Origin of the sequence: Streptosporangium oxazolinicum (assembly GCF_039537505.1) — a bacterium.
In the GTDB taxonomy this organism is placed as follows: Bacteria; Actinomycetota; Actinomycetes; order Streptosporangiales; family Streptosporangiaceae; genus Streptosporangium; species Streptosporangium oxazolinicum.
Map to the genome: position 1 here is coordinate 153,196 of NZ_BAABAQ010000014.1, position 24,557 is coordinate 177,752.

A 24,557-nucleotide genomic window follows, 5' to 3' on the forward strand; every position below is an offset into this window, starting at 1 on the left:
GTTCCAGCCATCGCTGAATCTCAGGGGGCCGACGGCCGCCATTCGGTTCGGTGAGGACCGAGACGGCATGCGCGAAAAACGACTCCAGGGTGAGCGCCCGACTTATCCGACTTATCCAGCTATCTGGCGGGGAGGCCGAGCTCGGTCAGGCCGAAGCCGAGCTGGCTGTACAGCTCCAGCTGATCGAAGTACTCCCGATGCGTGACGAACAAGCCGTCGACCACGTAGGCCACGCACGAACCGCGGACGGTGATGCGATGTCCGGTTCCCTCCGCCTCGCACCCGTTGGGCAGGAGGAAGGCCCCCATGTGGGTGCCGGTGAGCGTCCATTCCGCGACCACGGGATCGTCGCAGGGGACCTCCACCCAGGTCGTCTGGTGAATGTCGGGGAACCCCTTGAAGAACTGCTCGTAGAACCAGGCGATCTCCTCGCGCCCCTCCGCGATGCCTGCCGGTGAGACCATGACGGCGTCCGCGCTGTAGAACTCGAGCACTCGGTGCAGATCATGGGCGTTGACCGCCTCGCACAACCGGCGTTTGATCTTCCAGGCGTCAGACATGGTGATGGCCCCTCGCTGGTGCGGGACGAGGCATCGGGCTCACTGAGCCTCCCCGATGTGATCGCGATGGCGTACGTCGCGGCGCTCAGGCGGCATCGGGCCAGGTCGGGGCCTCGACGGCACCTCTCCCAAGGTTACCCAGCGGGAAGTCGGCCTTCGGTCTCGATGGCGTCGTATTCGCACCACGGGAGGCGCCGCGGCTTCCCGGTCACCCCATAACGGTGTCAGCAAGACAAAGGGAAGGTGAGCGGGTCTCCGGCCTGCTTTCGACCGACCCTTGACCGGCTCCCGACCTATTCCGGATTTGCTCCCAACCGGGCCCCCAACCGGCTTCCGGCCAGGGCGCCCGCAGCGAACTTGCTAAGTGGAGAGTCCTCCGTTAGCGTCGATTTCGTTGAAGTGGAGAATCCTCCGTTTCGATGGGCCGTCGAAGGAAGGCCCATGCGCCACATCAGGCTCGGCCGTACCGGCCTCGACGTCCCGGAGGCGATCGCATGACCACATCCACCCCGCAGACCCCGCTCGGCACGGGCTACGGCCCCGCGACGACCGCGGGCGAGGTCGTCGCCGGTGTCGACCTCACCGGCAGGATCGCGATCGTCACCGGCGGCTACTCCGGCCTCGGCGTCGAGACGGTCCGCGCGCTGCGCACGGCGGGAGCGTCGGTCGTCGTTCCTGTACGAAACCGTGAGAAGGCGGCCGAGACCCTCGCCGACATCGACGGCGTCCAGCTCGAACCGATGGACCTCCAGGACCCCGCCTCGGTCGACGCGTTCGCCGACCGCTTCCTCGACGCCGACCGGCCGCTGCACATGCTGGTCAACAGTGCCGGGATCATGGCCGTCCCGTTCTCACGTGACGAGCGCGGCTACGAGTCCCAGTTCGCGACCAATCACCTCGGCCACTTCCAGCTGACGCTCCGGCTCTGGCCCGCGCTGCTGCGGGCCGGGGCCGCCGTGGGTGCCAGGGTCGTCGCGGTCTCGTCGTGGGGACACCGCCGGTCCGACATCGTCTGGGACGACGTGCACTTCGAGCGCCGCCCATACGACCCGATGAGCGCGTACGGGCAGTCGAAGACGGCGAACAACCTCTTCGCCGTCGAGCTCGACCGGCGCGGACGCGACCACGGCGTCCGGGCGTTCTCCCTGCACCCGGGCATGATCCTCACTCCGCTCGCACGGCACATCGGCGCGGACGACCTCCGGGGGATGGGCGTGATCGACGAGAACGGCGAGCCGGTCATCGACCCGTCACGGAGCATGAAGACACCGCCGCAGGGCGCCGCGACGAGCGTGTGGTGCGCCACCAGCCCGCAGCTCGACGGGCACGGCGGCGTCTACTGCGAGAACTCCGACATCGCCCCGCTCGTCCCCGAGGGCGACGACCCGGTGGCCGCGGCCGTGGAACGGGTGAGAACGCGCGAGTCCTCCTTCTTCGGCGTCATGCCCTACTCGATCGACCCGCACTCCGCGACCCGGCTGTGGGAGCTCAGCGAGAAGCTCACGGGGGTTCATGCTTGAAAGGTGTGGCGGCGCTTGAAAGGTGTGCGACGGCGCCGCCTTTCCAGGCTCATACCGCCGGGCCGGTCTACCGGGTGAGTTCGAACCAGATGACGGTTCCGGTGGGGTCTCGGTGGAAGCCCCAGCGGGTGGCGAGGTCGTTCACGAGCACGAGGCCTCGGCCGCCGGTGGCGTCCAGGTCGGAGTTCCTGGTGCGGGGGATCTGGACGGATCCGGTGTCCTGGACGGTGATGATGACGTCGTGGGGGAGGAAGGCCACCGTGACAACGAACTCCCCGGACCGGTCGCTCGGTTCGCGGTTGGGCTGTCGGTTTTCGCACGGTTGGTCTTCGCGCGGTGCGGTGGAGTGTTCGACGGCGTTGGTGGCGAGTTCGCTGGTGAGGAGCATGGCGTCGTCGCGGAGCGGGTGGTCGTCACCGAGGATCTCGGCGACGAAGTTCCGTGCGGGTCTCACCTGGTCGCGTGTGGCCGGGAAACGCTGGGAGATCACCGGCGTGGGCCCAGGGAAGGTCGACCAGCCGGGTGTCCGGTCAAGGTGTGGCGACCACGGGGTGGCCGGTTGGGCCGGGTGGGCCGACTCCTTGAGGTCGCCGGTCGAGGGTCGGAACCGGTCAGCGAACACGCCGACGAGCACGGACAGGAGGCGTGTGGTCATCCCGGTCACCTCCCTTACTTGTGATCTCGGCGCTCTGGTTGTTCCTGGAGCCTTTGATGCCCCTGCCCGGGACTTCGGGCTGCGGCTCAGAAGCTGGGGTCGGGTGGTCCCCCCTGGAGAGGGGACTCCGCAGCCGTTCGTGCTGGTCAGGGACGAGGTGGGGGCGGAAGCCTTCGATGTGTCGCATGCGCGCGGCCAGTTCGGCGGAGGTGTCGGCCTCGATCAGGCCGACGCGCTCCCGGCACCAGGTGGGAGAGAGCGCCCACCAGCGTTCGGTGGCCTCTCCGTACCAGGGACACCAGCCGGTGAACCGGGGCGCCAGCGCGACGGGATCGTCTGCCCCGGGCTCGTACGAGAGAGGAGCGGGGAGGTTTTCCGTCGTTCCGGTGGCCGCTTCGACGGGTGGCGGGCTCATGCCGTCACCCCTTTCCGGTACGCCTCGCGCCTGCCCGGCCAGGGCCGTACCCCCGGCGACTCCCGTCCGTACGGCGGCTGCCTGTACGGCGGCGCGGCCATCGCGGCCGGTCGCGCGTGGCGTCCCCTGCTCGCGGGAGAACCTGCGAAGGGACGGCTCGTCGGGCGTGCGGTCACGGTGGTGGACGTGTTTGGCGCGGTGAGCGCGGGTGGCCCGGCCGACGGCAACCGACCGCAGAGCCCGAGGCGTCGCCGGGCCGTCATGCGAGCGCGGACCTGGGCCAGGGTGGGCTGCTCCCACAGGTGACCGGGCCGATGCGGCAGGCTGGCGGCGTCATGCGCGTACGGGGGATGGCCGCACCAGCGACAGCCCAGGGGCGAGGGCGGCTGCTCGGCATGCCAGCGGACCCTGATGATCTTTGGGGTTCTACTAGGGTTGAACACAGGTCGCACCTCCATCGTGCGGTCGAGGTTCTGCCAGACGACGCCATTCGTCTGGCAGAACCGTTTTCTACGGTCTTTGGCCCCGGGGCAAGGCTGGATCTTTCTGTTTTGCTCCCTTGGTTCATCGAGTCCGGCCGGTCAGCAGAGCCGTCCAGATCATCCGTGCCTCGTTGACCGGCCAGACAGGGGTCTCGTGTATCTCGTGCCCGCCGTCGAGTTGGATGGTTCGTCGGAGGAAAGCCCGTCCCGCGCTCTCCAGCAGTTCGTAGACCGTCGCACGGCAGAAACAGGTCCACGCCACCGGGCGCGCACGCTCCAACATCCGGTGTGGATGCCGCCACCCCAGCTGTACGTGATCCCGTTGAGCCATCGCCACGTGCGGGCTCACGCACTCTTCAGACGGGATCACCACGCAGCTCCGCCATCGGTTCGGGTAGCGGATGCGTTTCGCGGAGGTTCGTGTACCTCGACGCGATCCTGTACGCGGCACGCTGGGGGTCCATGGCCGGGTGTCGGCTATAGGTGAACCGGTAGCGACGAGGATCCCATCCGGTCCGCCACCAGAACAGCTCACCGTCGCACCCGACGACGAGTCCCGTCCAAACGGACACCAGCGCCAAGCCGTGGCCACCGTGCACGTCGGAGACGATTCCCTCCTCCCTCAGCGCGTGTCGCAGGAGCTCAGCCGCCCGGTGGGGATCGTTCGCGGTCAAACGCGGAGGACCGTCTGACATGTCTTCTCCAGGTGAGATCCGGCAACGCCGCCCGCGTTTTCAGGGGCGAGTTTCTCCAGCTGATCGAGGGCACATACCGAGTCAGTGCTCATGGCGTCCATCTCTCGCGATCCGGCCTGCTCAAGGTGCTGACAGCACACCGCACGACCTGATTTGCTCGCAACGAACAGCAAAACAGCAGGGAGTACGCGCATGGCTACCGAGAGGAAAGGAAGTCGTGGACGACCGGCCAAGGTCCTCGACCCCGGATCGTCACTGCTCGCCGCGCTGGGCTCCAGGATGCGCGAGCTACGTAAAGCGCGCTCGCTCACGCTGATGGAGCTCGGCGAGTTGACCGGATACTCCTGGCAACACCTTGGTGCCGTGGAGCGGGCTTCGGTCGCTCCTTCGGAATCGGTGGTCATCGCGTGCGATACCGCGCTCGGTGCGAACGGGATGCTCAACGGCATGTTCCCCGGTGTCATCCGAGAACAGGCTCATCTGCGCCACCGAAGCGAAGCCGCACGACGGTCCATCTCGGAGACACCGGATCCCGGTGTCGACTGGGGACGGCTCAGCACGTACGGCAAGCGTGCTTCGGCGATCACCTCCGCCGTGGTGGAGGACATCGAAATGATCACCATCCACCAGCGCCGCCTCTACCACGAACTGACGTCGACCGAGATGCTCGTCCCGGTTGACGGCCACCTCGCCCTCCTGCTCTCACTCTTGGAGGCGCCTGCCCCCGACCGGCTGCGGCGGCGGATCGCCCACGCGGCGGCGGAGGCCGCCGGATTCGCGGCGTGGATCCGGTTCGACCTCGGTGATCACTTCACGATGGGACACCGGTACGCCACCGCGCTGGACGCCTTGGGCGAAGCGGGCGACAGAGGACTTCGGTCCTACGTCAGGGCTTACCGATCCGTCACAGCGGACGCGGCTGGATGGGCTGACGAAGCCGTCCTCCACGCCTCAGCGGCTCTGGACATAGCCGGTCGCTCGGTCACCCGCGTGACGAAGTCCTGGCTGCATGCCGTGAGTGCCACCGCCCACGCCCACGCGGGTGACAGCCGGACCGCCCTGGCCGAACTCGACCGGGCGAACGGAGCCCTGGAACGGGCCGGTGACGAGCGGGACGAATGGATGTACGACTTCGACCGTGAGCGGCTCCTCGGCTACGAGGGTGACTGCCTTCTCGAACTCGGTCGCTACGCCCAGGCCGCCCGCTCCTTCGAGGATGCCATCGGTGGCGTTCCCGCCACATGCGTACGCCGCAGGGCGGAGCTCACCGTGGACCTGGCGCGGGCGCGGCTCGGAGAAGGCGAATCCGCGGAGGCCGTACGGCTGGCACAGGAAGCCATCGCCGTATTCGCCAGGAGAGGATCGGTCGCCGGAATGTCGAGGGTCCAGCGCTTCCGTGATCACGTGGCGAACCGGCAACCTGCGGTCGCTCGCGAACTGGACGACTTCGTCCGATCATGGCAAGAGTGAACCCCATCCCCGCTGAACTCGTCGCCCGCGCCACCGTCTCTTATGACGCCCTCCAGACGGTCGGTGAGACCGTCTACTGGATCGAGGGGCGGGAGAGCGGGGATGTGCTCGTACGTTGGACCGCCGCCGACGGCCGTCAGGACGTGCTACCGGAGGGATTTCACGTCGCCTCCCGGGTGCACGAGTACGGCGGAGGCGCCTACCTGGCCACCGAACGGGACGTGTGGTTCTGCGACGCCGACGACCAGCGGATCTATCACGTACGCGACCATCGGCACCCCGTACCCGTGACTCCCGTTCCCACCTCGCCGGGAGCCCTACGCTACGCGGACCTCCGCCTCCTACCGGGCACAGACAATCTGGTCTGCGTCCGGGAACGACACGAGGAAACCCTTGTCCACAACGAGCTGGTCATCCTGCCTGGCGACGGATCCGCCGAGCCGACGATCATCGCGTCCGGTGACGACTTCTACATGTCCCCGGAGCCCAGCCCTGACGGGAGGAAACTGACCTGGGTCTCATGGAACGCCCCGCTCATGCCCTGGGATGGCGCCCGGCTCTGGCTGGCCGACGTCCGGCCCGACGGCACCCTCACCGGTACGAGGTTGGTCGCTGGAGGGGGCGACGAGTCGGTGTGCCAGCCGCAGTGGAGCGGAGACGGGGTGCTGCACTTCGTCTCCGACCGCTCCGGCTGGTGGAACCTGTACGCCTGGCGCGAGGGCCGCACCGAAGCGGTGATCACGGGGGAGTTCGAGGTCGCGGCGGCTCCCTGGGAGTTCGGCTATCGCACGTACGCCTTCCAGGATGCTCAGATAACGGCCATCATCCAGCAGGGTCCACAGCACTCCTTGGTGGTAAGGCGTCTCGCTGGTGATATCCAAAGGCTGGCCCTGCCGTACACCTCGATCAAGCCTTACCTGGCCATGGCGGGGCCGAACATCGCCTTCATCGGCTCCGGTCCCATGCGGTTGCCCACGGTGGCACTGGCCGAGTCTGACGGTTCTGTCCACGAGCTCACCTCGGCCGACGTCACCCTTGACCTGGCATCGCTCGTCCAGCCGGAGCCCTTCACCTTCGGTACTCGTGACGGAGGTGAGGCGCACGGCCTCTACTACCCGCCCTTGGGAGGGAGCGATCGGCCTCCGCCGTTGCTCGTACGGGCTCATCCAGGGCCGACGACGAACTGGCCCCTGCGGTTGGATCTCCACACGCAGTACTTCACGAGTCGGGGTTTCGCCGTCGCTGATGTCGACTATCGGGGGAGTACCGGGTATGGCCGCGCGTACAGGCTGGGGCTTCGTCGCCGGTGGGGGGTGGTCGATGCCACCGACTGTGCCGACGCGGCTCGTCATCTGGCATCTGCTGGTCTTGCGGACGCCGCGCGAACGGTGATCTGGGGGGCCAGCGCCGGCGGATACACCGTTTTGCGGGCCTTGGCGATCACCGATGTGTTCGTGGCTGGGATCGCCAGGTCAGCGGTGATCAACCCTGGGAGCTGGGGCAGGGCCGCACCAAAGTTCCAGGCTCATCACGCGGAGTTGCTCTGTGGTGAGCTCTCTGGCGAGCCCGAGGCCGCGATTCAGCGCCTACTCCTTCTGGTTCACGGAGATGAGGATCGCGTAACCCCACTGAACCAGGTTCGGGCTTTTGCCCGGCAGTTGAGTCCAGGCTCGCATCTGGTCACTGTCGCCGGAGTGGGTCACACCCTGCGGGGGGCTGCTGACATTCACCGTGTTCTCTGCATGGAGCTGCGGCATGTTCGAGACATATGCGACTGAATCGCCTCGGCTTGATGGAGACCTCCACCGAACCCGGGGCCGATTCAGTCCGCGACATCGAAAGCGCCCTGGCCGACGCGCTCGGCCCTAAAGCCGCCCTGTCCAAGTCCATGGTCTCGACCATCTGCCAGGCCGTCATCATCGAGTACGACACCTGGTGCCGTCGCGACCTGTCGGCAATCGAGCTGGACTATCTATTCCTGGACGCCTCACACTTCAAAATGCACGACGGGCAGCGCGCCGAACCCGTCCTGGCCGCCTGGGGCATCACCACCGACGGCAAACCGCTCTTCGTTGGCCTGGCCCCGGCCGCCGCCGAATCCACCGACGCCTGGCACGACTTCCTGACCGGCCTGGCCGGACGCGGCCTGCGTCCGCCACTACTGATTCATCTCCGACGGCGCCCCCGGCCTGCTCGGCGCCGCCGAGCAGATCTTCGGTCGGTCCCCGCGCCAAAGGTGCGTCATCCACCGAGCCAGAAACGTGCTGGCGAAGGTCAGTTCCGGCGACCAGGCCGAGGTCAAACCGACCTTCTGGCAGATTTTCAACCTGGCCGCTCCAGGCGAGGCATCACGCCCGGTCAGCATCTGGTGGACGGGGTCCAACGCCGCATCGATGCCTTCGTCGAGGCCTGGGGCGGGCGCTACCCGGCGGCGGTCAAGGGCCTGCTGACCGACTGCCACAGCCTGATCACCTATCTGCGCTTCCCGCCTGAGCATCACGAGCGCATCTGCCCTTCAACTTTATTGAGCGTACCTTCGGTGAGACCCGCCGCCGCCGGGTCTAGGTCATCGGCCGCTTCCCCGGCGAGATCAGTTGCGTCAGCCTCATGTGGGCCGTCCTGGACCGCGCTGCCCGCAGCCGGCGATGCTTCACCATCATCAGGGCTTGTACCGCGCCCTGCTTTACTTGGCCTAGGAGACCGCCTCGGCCCCTCTACTCCGCAATAGGATCAACCCCACGGCACCCTTGTCGAACCTTTTACACCGCTCCGAGGGTGCGACCATGTCCCTAGGACGTGCATGAGTGATAAGTCAAGTCACGTACTAGCGCAAGTCTCGGCGGGGGACGCCCCCGCCGAGACTGCTGGACTGTTCGTCTAGGATGGCATTCCCATCAGAAATTGGGCGAGCGCCAGGAGGATAGGGATCGTAATCCCGAACCCACCCGCCCCTGCCAGGATGGCGTTAGGCAGGCTCATACCTCCATGTTTCGCCAACCAGACGCCAACGATGCCGACGATCACAGCCGAGATGAGGATGATCGCCGTCAGTAGCGCACGAACAACCGACTGCTCCATACGTTCTCCATGGTTGCCGGGCTTGACTCACCGGACCTGGATTGCAAGCTGGGTCACGCACTGGTTAGTCTACTTGTGGGTACAAGCGTTCAGCATCTGACCTGCTAGCCGGTCCGGTGATGAAATTGCTTCAGGGCTCGGGACCGCACGAACGGTTTCGAGCCCTCTCGTTTTTCGTCCGTCTAACCGATGAAAAACGTTGATTATGTCTATTGGCGAACTTGACTTCCGCTTCATGGAATGAGGTTCGGATTTCAAGGCTTCGAGACAAGAAGACGAAAGCTCGGGGCGGTGATCGCCCGCCACATGGGGCATGGTCGCCCTCGGTTCGGTACCACCGGCTTTTCTCCATATCGCATTTCGAGTGACTTAGTCGGTCGGAGGTGCGCCCCGACTCTACAGGAGATGGCCGGGGTGCGCGAGTGTCAAAGGGTACCAATATGCATCAAGGTGATGACAGCGCTCTTTCTGTATGGATAGTGGATAATGCGCCGTCTGCGTAGATTGCCAAAAGGGTTGACAATTGTGTATCGTATATTATTTAAGCGATGGGCGATGCAGAGGGTAACGAATGATGAACTGACGGTAATGTCTCTAGTTGTCGATGTGGGATAAATTTCACAAATTGGACATTTCGCCTTCACTTATTACCGAGAGTGGTTGGCGAAAACTCTGTGTGTTGGAAAGTTTGTGTGTGAACTACATGTGGCGACTGCCGCTGAATGTGTTAAGGTCTAGCTGGCTGTGAGGTCTGCAGCTTTCGATGAAAAGAAGCCGACTTGCGGTTCTTCGTGCGTTCCTATTAGTATCCCTCGGTCCAGTAAGGTGTTGTATTCTTCGCAGCTGGTCTCCGGTAATAGGACACACGCATGGCAAGCCGCCCGGTTCAGATTGTCGACCCCGGAAACCTGGGTCTCAATGCACAGTGGGTCGGCCGAGCACCAGGAGATCCGGTTGAGGGCGCGGTGGATCGAAGCGCTCAGGTCGCCGGATTCGACCTGAGCGACGATGCCTCCGAGACTTCCCGCTGAGTCGCTTGTCGCCGTGTAGATGAGAAGCCCGGCCATGGTGTCCGAGACGTAGAGTCGCTCGCGCAACGAGGCCGCCGGATAGCCGGAGTCGAGGCTCCACTCGTTGATGATGGCGTGGGCGAGTGTGTGGATCAGAACCAGGCGCGGAGTGATCCAGCGGTCCGGCTCGGTCCCCCGGCTCAGGAAGCGTTGTCGATACCCCTCGCCGAGAGGTGCGATGCGATCGATCACCTCTGGTCGCTGTTCCCATTCGGCAAGGCGTCGCTGGTCGAGGGTGAGGAAGACGCCCTCACCGATGACTTCGATGGCGGGCAGCCAGTCAGGGCGGTCGTCGTCTCGGTGTAGGGACGCCAGACGCTTCCCGTCTCCCGGAGTGGGAGATTCGATGCGCGTGAACGCCTCCAGGGCGCGTACCTCGCGAAGACGCTTGACCCGCATCACCTGGTCGACTGCCAGGGTCGGGTCGAGTTCAAGGTTGTCCGGCGGGACACACACGAAGTCCTGGTCCCCGGAGATCTCCGGCGTGGTGTTAGCAAGCGCTTGGTACTCCTGGGCTTTGAGATCTGCCTCGGAGTAGTCTTCCAATCCGGCCTCGATACGGCGCCGTTGCTCAACGGCCCCTACGATCTCGTCGATGCCGAAGGGCTTCCCCTTGGCCAGTTCCAGGTCTTCGACGGTGTCACGAAGGTGACGAGTCTTGCTCAGCGTCTTCCAATGCTTCTCGATCAGCTTGTGAATCGCCTCCGACCAAGGTGGGATCGAGAGCGCGGAGCGGACCGCCGAGAACCAGACACCTGAGGCGCCTCGCTGCATACCTCGCGGGATTTCGTCACATTCTTGAGTCTGATCGCTTCCGAGCCAAGGCCGTTGTCCTGTGCACCTGGCAATCCCTTTCAGCGCCCCTTTCCCGAGAGCGCCTTCCATCGAGACCCGCTTACCACACTTGCAGGCGATGACGATGTCGCGAAGCGCGGCACTGCGTCCCGTGGCCTCAATAGTCATCTCGTGTTCGGTTCCGGTGCCGGGGGAGCCGGCGTGAACCCAGCGAAAGTACGGGAAATCGTCGATATGACCGTTTCCGCAGCACACCACGAATCGAGAGGGAACAAGTTCGCGATCGTGTACCTTGCACTTTGCGGTGCCGCGATGATTTCCCCACTTCCAATGCTCCTTGAGAGTGCCAGACTCAGGGCAGGAGTGCCATATCGGGAAGCGGATCACCGGAACGTCGCCTCTGCCCTCGTACTGCGATGCCGGAGGTAGACGAAATCCGCGAACCCGAAGCTGTTGCTGGAGTCTGGGCTCGTGAATGATGTGCTCGTCGCCGTAGTCGGACCAGCGGTCGATTCCAGCGATCATGTACGAGTTGCTTTCGACTGCGATAAGCGAGCCGACACCGTACGTGGTGATGAGCTGTGCCCGTCGTACACCGCCGATGGAGTTTCGACTCATCGCAGTCCCCTGTCCAGATAGAGCGTGGATTCGACATCCACGTCACGCAGACTCCACAGAGTCGGCATGGTGTCCGAGATCTCGTCGTTGGATTGGTCGTATCGGCCGGCGTCCATCAGGAGACCGTTGCCGGGATTTCTGAAATCGTCGTAAACGAGATTCGGTTCGCTGTCGGCACGCTCAAGCCACTGGCCGATGACCTCGTCGATCTGCTTCGCAGTGGCCGCTTGCTCGGCTTCGCCTGCGATTCTGCCCACTCGTTCCAGAACGGTGTCGCAGATTTTTCGCAGTTTGCTTTCGAAGTCACCGATTGATGCCGCAGCGTGTTTGGGGCGTGCTTCCGGGATGAGGAGTCGCGCGAGTCCGATGACTACGGCATGGATCGCGCGGTCGCGGGCACGCGCTGAGAACGGCGTGACGCTGGTGGCCTCCACCTGTCGGTACAGCGCCGAATGGTAGGCGGTGAAGTTCTCGTAGTGAGAACGGTCACGTGAGCGCATCGAGTTGAACAGCGTTGTGACCAGACCGGGCCATGTGCGTCCGACCCGACTGGTTGCCTGAATGTACTCCGACGTCGATTGCGGTTGGCCCATGACGGCCATCAGGCCGAGGCGGTCGACGTCAACTCCCACAGAGATCATGTTGGTTGCGAGGATCACGTCGATGGCTTCCTCGGGGAGTGACTTCGCCATGTCCTGCAGATGTCGGGGGATCGCACTGGAGGGCTCGCGGCTGGTGAGTTCGATGTCCCAGAGGATCTGGCGTTCTTCCTGTTCAAGCTGCTTGGAGAGCAGCCCTAGGCGATCACCTACGTCGTCCTGGACCTGTAGCTTGGCACCGGCGAGGAGACGCAGACTGTTGAAGTAGCCGAGTAACGTCCAGTAGGCGTCCCGAACCTGATCCGTGCCTTCGATCGCCTTGGCATGATGCAGAAGCGAGGCGTATGCCCTGACCAGGAGGGTCGTCTGGCTGGTGGCGGGTGCGAGCAGACCTACGTACAGACGACTTGCCTTCTCCGTGGGGGGCGTCTCCACGGAGAAGTACGAATCTCGGGCATCCAACCCCGGGGGAGGGAACTGGCTGACCTCACGGTTGAACAGTGCCAACCCCTGCCGGGAGGCGCGGCGGATCGTGGCTGTGGACGCCACAACCTTCGGGTGTTCGGCGGCGAGATCCACCGCCGTCTCGTACAGGCCGGCGAGGGTGCCCAGGGGGCCGGAGATGAGGTGCAACTCGTCCTGGATGATCAGTTCCGGTGCGGGCTCTTTGGTCGTGAGGTTGAAGAGCTTCGCGACCTGATCCCCTCTCCAAGGGATGCTCGCGAACTTGTCCGCGGTGGCGATGATCAGAGTCGGCCGTGCCGCATAGATGGTCTCGTCCACAACATGGACCGGAAGGCCGTCCTGAAATTCGCATCCGTCGGTTCCACAGGCGATCGTCAGCCGGTCAACCGTGATCACGTAATTGCGGTAGTCCAGGGCGTGGCCGCACCAGGGACAGGACCTGATCTGGACGGGATTCTTTTCCTGAACCTCTTCCCGCCGGCCAAGCTTTCTGAGGGCGGTTTTCGCATCGTCGAGACTGTTGGGAGTCGAGCCCTGGCCGACCCACATGCCGATGGAGATCTCCGCACTGCCGCGCGACGAAGGATGCTCACGACGAATCGACTCCATGCAGCACATGAGCAGGGCGGCTCGTTCGAACTGCTGGACCGTCAACAGTCGCAGTGTGTAGCGCATGAGCACGGTGACCCCTCCGCCGTGGCGGGGGTCACGAAGGCGCCGGAGGAAAACGGTGAAGGCGATCAGTCCGAGATACGCCTCGGTCTTCCCACCACCTGTGGGAAACCACAGGACGTCGGCGATTCTGCGGTCCGGCGAGTTTTTGTCCACCACGCCACCTAGCGAGAGCAGAACGAAGGCGATCTGGAAGGGGCGCCAGACGCCCTTCGACTCGTCAAGCCCGCCGGCGGGACGTCCCTTTTTCAGCCAGTCCGTTCTCGCGCGTTGCATCGCCATAGCCCGGTTGGCCAATTGGAACGCCTCCATGACGGAACCGGTTAGCAGCCCGATGCCGGCTTCCATCCGATCACATGCCTCGTCACACGCCCCGAGGTGATCAAGCGCGATCTTCTTGAAGTCGGCGTCGACGAGTTGCTCGGCCTGCGCTCGGCGGTCTCCAATCCAGCCGCGGTATCCGGATGTGAGTCCCTTGAGGGCCGAGAGGACTTCCGAATCAGTGGCGCTCGCCAAGTACGCCATACCCAAAGAGCGTGTGTCGATTTTTGGGTTCGAGTCGGCCAGCCGGAGGTCGTAGGTGGGAATAAACGTCGTGCGGATTCGCTGCGCGGCCCGAATCGAAGCCACGTCGTTGATCTCATTCGGTGCGTGTTCCCATTCGACGGCGCATCCATGGCCGGTGGCGAAGGTGGGCGCGTGGCGATAGAGCAACCGATAAGCGTTCAGCTCCTCATCGCCGTCCGTTTTTCCGGGAGGCATGCGTTCGACGAACGCCGCCGTCTCGTCGGGCGCCGTCACGGTGATTCGCGGTTGGAAGAACGACACTGCGTCTCGATCTCCTCCGCGTGAGACCGTAACGGTGTTCAAAAGAGCCATCGTGACGGCGACGACACCGTGATCGTTCGCCGGACGGATGCGCGTGAAGAGTTGCAGACCGTCCGCGGCCTCGATCCGACATTGACCGGGTACGGTCACGTCCACCGATTTAGGTGGGATCGACAGCGGGCGGCGCAGCCAACGCTCGTCGACGTTGTCCGTGGACCGCTTACGAACCCGTTCCACGGAGCTCTCCGACACGTACTGCGCCGCCTCCACGAGCACGGTAATCGTCTTGCTGATGTTCGTGTCGACGGCGAAGGTCAGACCCATGGAGGAGGGATAGCGGACGTTGGCCATGGTGACCGCGGGGTCCGGTACGGAGTCCGGGTCAATGTGCGGGCCCTCCGCCTCCGTATCGAGCGGCATCTCCTCTTCCACGGACTCGTTCTCGTCCTGCGGGAAGAGGATCCCTGCTGCGTACTTGGTGATGGGACGGTCAGTGATCACCTCGTTGTTGTCGGGCTCCGTCGGGCCGACAAGGTCAAGCTCGACCTGTCTGACCAGCTCGGACCTGAACCGATAATGCTCGGTGAATGTCACTGCCGCTCCCTGGATGGCCATTCGAAACTTCCCAGTCCCGCAATCCGCGGGCGCAGCCAGACACCGGACCAGCCCAACCCGCTGTTCTGTCCCGCGGCGTCGCTGCCGACAACGGCTTCGACGCAGTCCACATGCAAATCGTTGATCGAGAGTGGCCACTCACGCCGATCGTGGCCCGGCAGAATCTGCTTGAGCACCCGTGAAAAGGTAGCCGAGGTCACTCCGACAGGAGTGCCGTCGTGTTCCACGATGTACGAGGGTGGTCCGTCGAGGGTCGAGGACGATGCCCGGGTCAATGACACGAGATCGCCGGGAGCAACTTTGGTCGCAAGGTAGAGCTGCGTGGCCAGGGGATCCGCTGTGAAGCCGGTGCTTCCCGCCGGGTCCTCCGAATGGATGTCCTCTGCTTGAACCTCAACGCCAAAACGAGCGTTTTTGTATTTGCCGAAGCCGGCTTCGGCCCAGCGCCCGCATGAAAACTTCCTCAAGTGGCCGTGCTGGAGCTTGTTGACCGGTCGAATGTGAAGCAGGAGGTCACGGGGACGGGTCATGGCCACGTACAGCATTCGGGCATTCTCCGCTTGCTCTACTGGGTCCTCGCCGGCCTCACCTGGGTCGACGACGATCACCTGGTCGAACTCCAGCCCCTTGACCCTGTGGATCGTGGAGACGACGAGTGTGGCCGCAGGCTGACGTGTCAGCTCGTCGGGCACGTCGCCCCTGACAAGGTGGTTTCGAACATCCGACAGATTCAGGCTCCTGCTGCGCCGGTTGGTGTCCATCCGCTTGAGGAGTGGCCAGAGCTCGTCGGCTTTGACACCGTTCTCCTCAAGGACAGAGGTGACGTCGTCCTGTCCGGCCCTCGAATCGAGCCGCCGAAAAAGCTCGGCCACCCACTTGGGGATCACCCTGTCCTGCGCGGACCGTTGCAGCCTATGTGCGACTCCGCTCCTGTGGAGTTCGCGTGAGACGAGAAGTGTTTCTCCGTTCGTCCGGCACAGCAGCGCGGTGGGTGTCGCCAATTCGGCGAGCAGGGGGACGGCGTCCTCCAGCACGCCGAGCGGCATGCTGTCGAGTAACTCGGTGCGGAGCCTCCGTTGGATGCCCGCGTAGTCGGCGTTCTCCTGCCCCAGCTCCGAACCTATGGCTAGTGCTCCCCGCGCTTCGTCGTGTCGCGCACGGAAATTCTCGGTCAGCTCTTTCTCGATCAAATTCTTCCCGAAGTGGGCTCGAACCCAGGAGTAGAGGGCCGCGGCACCGCGGATACGGTCCTTCGGGTCGTTGAGTTGGAAGCCGTAAATTCCTTGGGCGGGATCGCCCAGCAGGGTGAAGCCACCGGAGATCCTCTCCAGCAGTACCTTCACCAGCTCGGCCCGGACACCGACCAGGTCCTGGACCTCGTCGACAACGAGATGACGAATGTCGGCAGCGAGTTCACCGGCCTGGTCATCGTCGTGGAGAAGCCTCGTCGCCTCGCGGATCCGCTGATCGTAGGACGAATGCTGCCAGGTGCCGCTGGGAACGATTTCGGATAGCAATTGGGTGGCGTACGAGTCAAAGGTGCACACTTCGACATGCTGAGCGTCTTCGCCATATGCGGTCAGCCGGTCACGGATCTCCCGCACCGCGGCACGGGAGAAGCTGAGGACGAGAACCTCGTCCGCACCCAGCCCGTCGTCTTCGATCAAAGAGCTCAACCTGCGGATCAGAGTGGAGGTCTTTCCGGCGCCTGCGCCGGCGGTGACGAGCAATCGAGCGTCGCCTGATTGCTCGACGATGTCACGTTGCTCGTTGGTGAGTTCCATTTCCCTTACTCACCGTTCCACAGATATTCGAACTGCCGGAAGGCAAGCTGCTCGCCGTACTGGGCGATGTTGTCGGCCACGTTGACGATAAGGCACTCCTCCTTCCCTCCGTTCCTCGGTCCTCGAAGACCACGACCGATCATCTGCTGATAGACGTTGGGACTGTACGTGGGGCGAGCCACCACCACGGCCCGCGTTGCCGGGGCGTCGAAGCCCTGGCTGAGGACGCCGTAATTCGTCAGTACGCGGATCTTCTTTTGGCGGAATTGTTCGATGCTGTGGCGTCGCACGCCGTCATCTGTGCTTCCGGAAAGCGCGGCAGCTTTCACGCCCCTACGAACAAGGAGGGCGGCCATCGCCTGGGCGTGACTGACGGATGTGGCGAAGAGCAGGATCTGCCAGTCCTCCGGCAGGTCACAGATCTCGTCAAGAAGCATGTTGTTGCGTTCTTGGTCGGAACCGAGCCGTTCCTCGGCGCTGGCCGGCAGTCGGCGAAGCTGCTCCAGGTTTTCCCGTTCGTCCACGGTGAGCTCCAGTGTGGCCCCCTTGAGGACCTTGTGTTGCACGCGAGCCAGCACACCCAACTGCTGAAGGGTGAGGTAGGGATTCTCCCCAAGGATGTCCGAGCCGTCTCGATCGTGGTCGAGACGATTCTTCAGATACCGGCGGGCCAGACGTTCGGTCTCGTCAACACTGACCCCTCTGAAGGGGGTTGCACTGAGACCGATCAAGGGGCAGCGGGTGCGGTGCGGTGTCAGACCGAGCGCCTCCAGCATCCGCGTATACCGAGGACTGATTGAGGTGTGCGCCTCGTCGATGATCACTGATTGGGCGTTGCGGAGCCATTCGTATCCCTCGGTCCCGATCACGTTCTCCAGCTTGGCGTCGGTGGCGACGACCAGATGGAAACCCTCGGTTACGGGATCGGCTTCGTTGCCGGACCAGAGTCGGCTGATGGTGAGGGCTTTGGTGGGACCGATGTTCTTCCAGACGAAATGCCAGGTCTGTACAGCCTGCTCACAGAGTTCTTCCGATTGGGCGATCCACAACACCGGTCGGGATGCCCGCTCGTTCGGGAGCGTGCGCAGTGTGCGTGTGATGGCCTCCACCGCGACACGGGTTTTGCCGGCACCGGTGGGCAGGCTGAGCATGCCACGTTGTTGTTGTGGGTCTCTACTCTGCAGGACCTCGCACATCCGTTGGACCATGCGTTCCTGGTATTCGTGCAAGGGTGGAAAGTCGACCGGACCCTCCACCGTGATGAACGGCTCCAGCGACGGACGTCGGAATCCTGCGAACTCCGCGGGGAATCCGAGGTCCTCGGTGAACTTCCTGGCCTCGTGGCCACCCGCCATCTGTGTAGGAAGTGTGAAGCCGTTTTTCTCCAGTTCAGGGCGATACTCCCTGAGAACTGCCGTTCCGTGGACGGAGATCGCAAGCTCCGCCGCAGTTCGGTCGTCGATCTTTCCTTCCTTGGCCTCGACCGCGTCGATGACGATCTGAGGGATCTTCTCCCTGATGGTTTTGGCGGGCAGCATGGCGAGGAGTTTGTCCGCGGAGTTTTTCTCATTGCGGACTTTGACGACCCGCTTGCTTCGCCGGGCCTCCTCCTGCTGACGCAGTACCTGCCGGCAGCGCTCCTCGGTGAAGCCGAGATTGAGCAGCGCGCTGAGCCTGCGTATGAGTTCGAGGTCGTCCTCTTTTTCGCGCCAGTAGACGATGTCGTCTTGGCGGCCGATGTCGAGAGGTTGCGATATCTGCCCGGAAGGAGTGCGGATCAGTTCGTCGAGCTCCTTGCACCGCACCAGGGCCAGGCGCTGTGCGGGCCGGCCGGCGACGAGCCGTAGGGCGGGGAAGACGTCCTCCAGCGGTGTCGCTTCGCCGAGAGGGGTCACCCGAAGTTCGGTGACAAGTGCCTCGTCGAACGACTTCATTCCCCACTCTTCGACGAGCCTTGCGCAGGTCTGGGAGTCGGGAGCGAGGATGGCGGAGACATCGTGGAAAAGCAGCCGTTTGTACTGGGCTTCGTCGGCGGTGACGGCGACGTCCGAGGTCGGGGACATGATCCATCCGTCTCGCTGTCGACACCGGACCTCATCGGGAGCAGACAGGACGGTTTCCGCCAATCCGTAGAACGCTCCCACCTCTGCCGCGTCCTCGCTGGTTGCGATCTTCTCAAAGAGAACAGACCAGAGACTCCCGGGGATCTGTTCCAAGCGTTCCGGGAGCTTGAGCGCCGCGGAGAGGGCGGCGTCGATTTTGACTACGGGGAGAATGCGGGAGTGTTCTTCGAGTCCGAGCCCGAGGCACTGCCGTACCGGAAGGAGGCCGCGAGAGGTGGGCAGTGTGCCATGCCGTTTCACCATCCAGATCAAGGGTGAGGTAACTCCCACGGGAGCATCGTTTCGCCGCGTTTTGGCGCGGACGTGCCACTGGGTGATCAGGCCGACGGAAGGTATCGCGGTGAGGAAGCGCGCGCAGGCCTCCTTGCTTAAGCGTGGGAGCAGACCCAACGGTCCGGAAGGGTTCGTGCCCTCCAACACGATGCTCTGTTCGTTCGGCCGTCCCACATTGGAGGGAAGCTTCTTGTAGTAGATGTCGAGCACCTGTTCCCGGTATGCCACAAACCAGACCTCTTGGGATGGGTCCATAGAGACATGCGGGCCGTCCAGCATGCCTAATGTGCGAAGCATCCCGATATCGGCGTGGTGGAATGCGGTGTCGACGACGACGGCGTGGTCGGTGGTCGAGCCCTCAGGGATCACACGGCCGGGCAACAGGCAGTTGCTCAAGGAGATGAAACTGCTCGCCCGTACTCGGACTTTGAGCTGACGAGGGCTTACTCCGTGCTCGCGAAGGTGTCCCACGGCTCGCTCGGCTCCTGCCTGGCGAGCGAGATGCCAGAATCTCTCCCAGTCGGAGTCCTGATAATTTCTGAACCCTTGCTTGACGACGGCGGCGAACCGTCCCAATGCATCCGCTTCCCGGATCCCGAGAACTCCCAAAGCCCACGAGGTCGTCGAATCCTCGTCCAACGCCGGGTCAACAAAGATCAGCTCGTCCGTGGAGAGGTCCATCGCGGTGCGCCTGAAAACGGTGTCCGCAAGAGGCGCCACCATCTCGCCTGTCTCCGTCCGTAGAATCCGTGCCTGTCGAGCCTGATCGGCGTAAGCGGACTCTCTGTGCACCATGTCGGCCACGATCGACAGTGCTACCGCCGATGCCGCGGTGCTCCCGTCCGAGACAAGGGCTTCCAACCATACGCGAACGGTTCCGGGCTTCTTGCCGGCACGCTCCAAGATGATCTCGGCACGGGATCTCCGGACGGTCTCTTCAATCGATTCGTGACACCAGTCAGTAGGACGGCCCGGGTAGCCGGCCCACATGGTCAGCCACTTCTTGTCAAGCTTCTCCGGGTGCAGCTTGATCTCGAAGGGCTTCCTGAGTCGTCCGGTTTGATCGGGGAGTGAGGGGTTTTTCGCCGCAAAACCGTAGACGAGGTTGGTCAGCATGCCGTCTGCCCAGTTGCGGGCCTCTTTGCCGCGAGCGGTGATCAGAGTCAGGTGACGAGCAGGGTCCCCCGGAATGGACAACTCGGAGAAGGACCTGACGATGAGCTCGGCGGCGGCCTCCATCAACTCTTCGTTGAAAGTGTTGTTCTGGAGCAGGTTTTGTCGATCTTCGTTGGTCTTCCAGGGAGCGTTGAGCACGCCTCGGAGCGTTGTCTCGTACGTGGTCGGAAAGAACGCCCAGAACTGGCCGGGGCCCTGCTGGCCAGATGTGGGAACCGCCCACGCCAACGGGATCTGGGTGCGATCGTGGTATTCGCCTGCGTCCTGCCGAGCCTTGGCGGTCGGTGTGTGAATGGTTTCGAAGACCACCCACTCCGAGGTGCTCGTGCCGCCGTCGTCGTCGGTGAACAGCGTGCGCCTGTTTCCTTCACCCTGTACATAGATCTCACGGCGAATCACACCCAGAGGATTCCTGCGATCTTCGAGAATCACCTCACCGACGTGTGGAGAGAAGATCGCGAACTTGGAGGGGAAGTCTCTGAGGTCGCGAGAGAGCCGCGCGGCGTGGTCACCGGTAAGAGGAAGTTTCACCACCGTGGTGGCCCACATCATGAGCTCGTCGAGAACGGGATCTTTGCGACGTTCGGCGATGGGGTCGAGGAGGTGCGCGATCCGAAGGACGGGTGTCGGGCCGTTGTACTCAACTCTGCTCGCGATGCTCTGCCGGGCCTGAACTGCATCCCAGCCGAATGATCCGGTCCTGCTGAAGAACTGTGGGCGATTGGAAATGCTCAGCACGGATTTGAAGCCGAGTCCGAAACGGCCGATCTCTGTGCCACGTTTACGCGAGAGGTGGGAAGCCAGGATCGTCTGCGCGCCTTCGGGGCTGACAGGGGTGCCGAGATTGGCGCAGTAGAGAGCTTCTTCCGTCAGGACAACCTGGATCCCTCCGCCTGGCTCGTTCTGAAGCTCGTCCGCACCGTTCTGGACGAGCTCGTACAGCTGGCGGCGACCGTACCCACCCTGAGTGGTCGACCGCTCGATGTTCGCATGCTCTTCGATCAGCGTCGGGTTGGCCTCGTAGGAGCGTAGACACATCTCCGATTGACGGATGACGATCTGTGAAACCGGAGTTTCCGCGCCTGCCCATGGCCGTGCAACATTTGAACCGACAGCGGGTGAGGGACGGCCGGTAGCCACTGATCTGACTCCTTGTGCTGGAACGAAATGTTGGGAAGAGCGTGGACATGCCGATAGAGCTCCGAAGCGGTCGGCTATCCAATCCTTTCACCGGATGTGGTCTTTGCCTGCTGAATCATCGGGGCAGAGGGAGTTCTTGTTGGCCTCGCATTTTCCCTAAGATATTCTAAATCGACTTTATGTTCTATGTTGGCTTTTTTATCGAATGTTTGATCGAAAAACGTGTGAGCCCTAATCCTCGAGCCTGGTAAGGCGATAGAACCCAGGGGCCAGTTCGGGGTCGGTCTCATGCGAAAGGATGAGCCATCCTTCGTCTACCAGATCCCGGATCTCCTGACGCCATGTCGGCACTCCCGCTACGCGCTCAAGCTGCTTGGGGCCCGCAGGCCAAGGAGTGAGATGCAGCAGGTATTCGATGATCCGTTCCTTGGGCTTGGAACCCTTGATCGAATCGATGATCTGCTGGCTCTGTGCTACCTCTTCGGCGAGTTGGACATCGTCGAGTCGATACGGGGCACTCGGACCGGCACCGAGGCAGTTGATGTCCCATCCGATGGCTCGCAGTTCGCGGATCCGCCGCGCCCACTCGCGGATGCCGGAGACACCCTCTAGAGCGTGAGGGGGAACTGTCTCGCCAACGTGGCCGCGGAGGTATAGGAGCAGTGCGCTGCGGGCTCCACCCAAGAGGGTCTGACGCACTTCGGAAGAGGCGTCTCGTGCTTCGGAAAGGAAACCTCCAAGCTTAGCCGCCGTCTCCAGCCATTCGATTGCGGTCAGGCCGTCCCTAGGTGTGGCTCGGACCAATTCGAGTGCTTGTTCTAAAGACTTCTCCAGTTCGTCAAGCTGTACTCTGTGTTCCCGTGCTGAGTCCATACGATCACTCCTCGGAAGCTACGTGTTTTCCGTTCTCTGTGTGAGTGTCGATGTATTTCGGACGCTCGCGGTCAGGTTAGGCGATGGGCCCGACAGAATCTGTGACAGTACTCTGCGGGACACGGAACCCGTTTCCTGTCCTTCCTGTGAATCAGACGAGTCTGAGGCGAGGCCGTCACAGTTACATCGATGGCTCCACTCGTAGAGTTGCAGGAACGCCTCGCAGATCTTGAGCCGTGCTCTGGCGCCCTTGAGGCGCCAGAGCGTTGCGGGGCTCGATCCGCCGTCCGATCCAGGTGGTAGGCGCAGGCCGCCGGGTGTCTGTTAATAGATCTTGGTCGGGCCTGGAACAGGAGCCTCGTCGGGCATGGCCACCACGTATCGAACTCCTTGAATCAGAGTACCCGGACGAGAGAAGTCTTCTCCTTGAGGAACAACTCGTACGCTAACCCACTGCCCTTTGTTGGGAACCGGCAGTTTTAGGTCACGGGCGATCCTGGGATGATCGTCTTGGTGGCCGAGAACGAGGATTCCCTCTGGGCGCAGATGACTGCGGGCGTCACGGACGCGTTTTGGCCCGTCGTCCTGCTGGGCCACAGCCAAGACAACCTCGCGGCGAATAGCTCTCCGCTGAACCAGACGGAACAGTTGGTTCACTCTTTTCTGGCCTCCCTTGCCTCGACCCTTCGGAACGGGAACGTCGAAGATGGCTCGTCGGGTTACTTCCGGGAGATTGAGCAGCAGATTCTCTGGAAGTTGCCCCTGACGAACGAGCCAAAGAACTTTGGGGCGACCGGCTGCGATAATGGCCTTCTTGCCGTCTTGGTTGCCTTTGCCGGGACTAAGAACGTCACTGGTGACGCGGAGCAGTCCAACAGAAAAGAACTGATCCGCGTCGTCGGCATGCATGAGAAGGCAGATATGCCCGACCGCTTCGCGGGGAATCGACTGCTTCGTTGGGCCGTCGCTGGAAAATTTTGCATCTACCTCATGTCCATTCACAAGGTAATCCATGCGGGTGCCGCGTTGAAGATTAAATTCGACTTGGCAGAGAATTTCGACCTTGGTGCCAAGGTATGTTTTCTCGGTCTTAGCCGTAGTTGCTAGGTCGAACCGTCCTGTGCGTTGACCGTCTAGCACCTCGTCGATCGACTGGCGAAAAATCTCGCCGAACCGGATCTCCATTTCCGACTGACTTCGAAACCATGACGCTACAGAGCTGAGACCTTCATCGTCGGATCCGGGGGAAGTCCTCCACATGACCGTGTCAGTGGGATCGGGAAACAGGGGCTCGGGAGTGTCGACCATAGGCGGAGTCTAGGAGCACTATGGCTCGATCACAAATGATATGTCCGAAATAGCTGCCCAAGCAGGATCTACTGGAAGCTCATAGGCCCTGGCTGGCGCCAGCTGTTTTCTCCCCTGTGAGGAATGGCTTGAGATGCCTTGCAATCGCCTGCGCTAGACCAACGGGTACGGCATTGCCGATCTGCTTGGCTATTTCGATCTTCGACCCACACCACTGGAACTCATAATCAAAGTCCTGAAGTCGAGCTGCTTCCAGGTGTGTGATCGGGCGGTTCACTCGGTTCGAGGGGTCGTCCGGATCCCATTGAGGGTGTAGGTACTGCCCTTTCTCCGGCTTGAAAAACTCCGTGCGGATGGTAACCGACGGCGTATCCCAGCGCATGCGACCCATTACATCTGTGGTTCCGGTCTTCTTCCTGCGCCAGCATGGTGACAAAAGTTCATCTGGAAGGTCAAATCGCCCACCGCCAGGGGGGATGTAGTCATATCGCCTCAATGACATTTCTGTCGGCTTGCGGCCGATGTGAATATCCAGGCCTTTGAAGGTCCCGGGCATCTTTTGGCCAAAGAACTCGACCTTCGAGTCTGGGAGCTCGGTGGTGTCTGGCTTCGTAGGTAGGCCCCAGATCTTATCGGTAGTCGTCAACCAAGGTTTGATCTCTGGGTCGAGTTCGGGAATCTTTGCATGAGTCGGCTTAGGTAGAGGAATCTTGCCAATTCGTGAACCAATAACGATAGTGCGCTTGCGGCGCTGGGCGACGCCATAGTCTGCGGCATTGAGAACGTCGTAGGATAGGTCGTAGTCCTTCAAGAGACCACTGTCGGCTTCTTGAAGGAGGAGGGCAAACTCGCTGCTCTTCATAAAACGATCGACATTCTCAATGACGAAGACCTTTGGCTTTGCGTGCATGATTATACGCACGTATTCCTTCCAAAGCTGGTTGCGTGGATCATTGATGTCCTTGCTACCCAGGTTGGAGAAGCCCTGGCACGGAGGGCCGCCGATGATCACGTCTGCCTCAGGGATCTGATCCTCGGTCACCTCGGCGATGTCACCGGCAACTACATGTTCGGAGCCGAAGTTGGCCGCATATGTAGCTGCGGCGTAGATGTTCCACTCCACGGCCAAGACCGGAGTGAAGCCCGCTTTGACGAACCCTGCAGTCATGCCACCGCATCCGGCGAACAGATCGATCATGCGTATGGCCTGGCTGTCCATCGGTTCCTCCCCACGGAACTACACCGGCGTAACTATAGGCGGTTGGTGTCTCGGATGAGCCACCAGTGCCCTCAGCGCCTGGAGCCTCCTCCGTGTTCGGAGGGGGCTCCAGGGACAGTTAACA

At 62.6% G+C, this 24,557-nt stretch carries 14 protein-coding genes and 1 pseudogene; 5 read left to right on the forward strand and 10 right to left on the reverse strand.

Annotated elements, in window-relative coordinates; genetic code table 11:
- Positions 1-119 precede the first annotated feature (119 nt).
- The gene (locus ABD817_RS31855) at positions 120-560 is read right to left on the reverse strand and encodes an ester cyclase (protein ID WP_344921972.1); all 441 of its coding nucleotides are present in this window, start codon (positions 558-560) and stop codon (positions 120-122) included.
- A 494-nt stretch (positions 561-1,054) separates the two neighbouring features.
- Here ABD817_RS31855 and ABD817_RS31860 point away from each other — a divergent pair, with 494 nt between their 5' ends.
- On the forward strand, positions 1,055-2,080 hold the full coding sequence (locus tag ABD817_RS31860; RefSeq protein WP_344921973.1) for an oxidoreductase: 1,026 nt from the start codon (positions 1,055-1,057) through the stop codon (positions 2,078-2,080).
- Positions 2,081-2,147: 67 nt separating this feature from the next.
- On the opposite strand, the gene ABD817_RS31865 is transcribed toward ABD817_RS31860, so the two are convergent.
- Positions 2,148-2,735, reverse strand: a complete 588-nt coding sequence (locus tag ABD817_RS31865) for an ATP-binding protein (RefSeq protein WP_344921974.1) — start codon at positions 2,733-2,735, stop codon at positions 2,148-2,150.
- 103 nt (positions 2,736-2,838) lie between these two features.
- On the opposite strand from ABD817_RS31865, the gene ABD817_RS31870 reads away from it, so the two are divergent.
- The 4 genes and pseudogenes from ABD817_RS31870 to ABD817_RS31885 form a co-directional block, all read left to right on the forward strand.
- Positions 2,839-3,456, forward strand: coding sequence for a hypothetical protein (locus tag ABD817_RS31870; RefSeq protein WP_344921975.1), 618 nt, complete (start codon positions 2,839-2,841; stop codon positions 3,454-3,456).
- 1,063 nt (positions 3,457-4,519) lie between these two features.
- Positions 4,520-5,797, forward strand: coding sequence for a helix-turn-helix domain-containing protein (locus ABD817_RS31875; protein ID WP_344921976.1), 1,278 nt, complete (start codon positions 4,520-4,522; stop codon positions 5,795-5,797).
- The gene (locus ABD817_RS31880; RefSeq protein ID WP_344921978.1) at positions 5,794-7,575 is read left to right on the forward strand and encodes an alpha/beta hydrolase family protein; all 1,782 of its coding nucleotides are present in this window, start codon (positions 5,794-5,796) and stop codon (positions 7,573-7,575) included. Before ABD817_RS31875 ends, ABD817_RS31880 begins: the two co-directional genes overlap by 4 nt.
- 44 nt (positions 7,576-7,619) lie before the next feature.
- Positions 7,620-8,455, forward strand: a pseudogene (locus ABD817_RS31885) (IS256 family transposase); the annotation flags it as partial.
- 219 nt (positions 8,456-8,674) lie between these two features.
- Here the strand turns inward: ABD817_RS31885 and ABD817_RS31890 are convergent.
- The 8 genes from ABD817_RS31890 to ABD817_RS31925 form a co-directional block, all read right to left on the reverse strand.
- Complete coding sequence (locus tag ABD817_RS31890) at positions 8,675-8,875, reverse strand: hypothetical protein (protein ID WP_344921981.1); 201 nt, start codon at positions 8,873-8,875, stop codon at positions 8,675-8,677.
- Positions 8,876-9,609: 734 nt separating this feature from the next.
- Positions 9,610-11,358: a DrmB family protein gene (drmB, locus tag ABD817_RS31895; protein WP_344921982.1), complete on the reverse strand. Its 1,749-nt coding sequence runs from the start codon at positions 11,356-11,358 to the stop codon at positions 9,610-9,612.
- Positions 11,355-14,516 (reverse strand): helicase-related protein, encoded by a 3,162-nt coding sequence (locus ABD817_RS31900; RefSeq protein WP_344921983.1) that lies wholly within the window; start codon positions 14,514-14,516, stop codon positions 11,355-11,357. Before ABD817_RS31900 ends, drmB begins: the two co-directional genes overlap by 4 nt.
- Complete coding sequence (locus ABD817_RS31905; RefSeq protein WP_344921984.1) at positions 14,513-16,321, reverse strand: UvrD-helicase domain-containing protein; 1,809 nt, start codon at positions 16,319-16,321, stop codon at positions 14,513-14,515. The genes ABD817_RS31900 and ABD817_RS31905 overlap by 4 nt, the downstream gene beginning before the upstream one ends.
- Positions 16,322-16,326: 5 nt before the next feature.
- Positions 16,327-21,033, reverse strand: a complete 4,707-nt coding sequence (locus ABD817_RS31910) for a DEAD/DEAH box helicase (protein WP_344921985.1) — start codon at positions 21,031-21,033, stop codon at positions 16,327-16,329.
- Positions 21,034-21,264: 231 nt separating this feature from the next.
- Positions 21,265-21,906: a hypothetical protein gene (locus tag ABD817_RS31915; protein ID WP_344921986.1), complete on the reverse strand. Its 642-nt coding sequence runs from the start codon at positions 21,904-21,906 to the stop codon at positions 21,265-21,267.
- 324 nt (positions 21,907-22,230) lie between these two features.
- A complete protein-coding gene (locus ABD817_RS31920; protein WP_344921987.1) occupies positions 22,231-23,214 on the reverse strand; it encodes a NaeI family type II restriction endonuclease in 984 nt (327 codons plus the stop codon).
- Between the two features lie 79 nt (positions 23,215-23,293).
- Complete coding sequence (locus tag ABD817_RS31925; protein WP_344921988.1) at positions 23,294-24,433, reverse strand: DNA cytosine methyltransferase; 1,140 nt, start codon at positions 24,431-24,433, stop codon at positions 23,294-23,296.
- Positions 24,434-24,557 lie beyond the last annotated feature (124 nt).